The organism is Brevundimonas sp. TWP2-3-4b1, from assembly GCF_049897665.1.
GTDB lineage: Bacteria > Pseudomonadota > Alphaproteobacteria > Caulobacterales > Caulobacteraceae > Brevundimonas > Brevundimonas subvibrioides_B.
Genome location: NZ_JAFCWQ010000073.1, coordinates 1 through 802, shown reverse-complemented (window position 1 = coordinate 802; position 802 = coordinate 1). Strand labels below are relative to the sequence as shown.

Annotated in this window: 1 pseudogene; it reads left to right on the top strand. The window is 62.8% G+C overall.

Going from position 1 to position 802, the window contains the following annotated elements:
• Window positions 1–74 precede the first annotated feature (74 nt).
• Window positions 75–802 (top strand): annotated as a pseudogene (locus ACP7A5_RS17975) (IS5 family transposase); the annotation flags it as partial.

The following is an 802-nucleotide window of genomic DNA, read 5'->3' as shown; positions in this document are numbered from 1 at the left end:
TAGGTGATGTGGACAAAGTGGATTCCCAAATCAGCTGATCGCTGATTCAAGGCTGTTCTTTGCGGAGAGCAGCCATGGTTCGTGGTTTGATGTCGGATGCGGAGTGGGCGTTCTTCGAGCCGTTCGTGGTCGAGAAGGGTCCGAGGCGAGGGCGACGGCCTCGCGATCACCGGCTGGTGCTGGACGGTGTGTTCTGGATCGCCCGAACGGGGACGGCCTGGCGTGATCTGCACAGCCATTTCGGCGAGTGGAACTCGGTCTACCGCCAGTTCCGGCGCTGGACGCTGGCGGGGGTCTGGGACGTCATGCTGGAGGCGCTGAACGAGACTGGTGGTACAGGCCACGACAGCGTTCAGATGATCGATTCCACCATCATTCGCGCCCATCAGCACGCCGCCGGCGCGCTAAAAAAGGGGATCAGGACCAAGGTCTTGGCCGCTCTCGCGGTGGCTTCTCGACCAAGATCCATCTCCGCAGCAACGCTCTGGGCCTGCCTGTCGCGATCACGCTGAGCGGCGGTCAGGTCTCCGATATGAAAGGCTACGGCCCCGTCATGGACGAGCCTGGGCCTGCGCCTCGCGTCCTGCTCGCCGACAAGGGATACGACGCCGACTTCATCCTGGCCGACCTGAAGGCCCGGGGCGTTGCCGCCGTCATCCCGGCCAAGCGGAACCGCAAGGTCCAGCCGGTCATCGACGGCCACATCTACAGCCTGCGAAACCTCGTCGAGCGATGTTTCTCAAAGCTCAAACACAGCCGACGACTGGCTACCCGATACGACAAGACCGCCGACAGCTTCCTC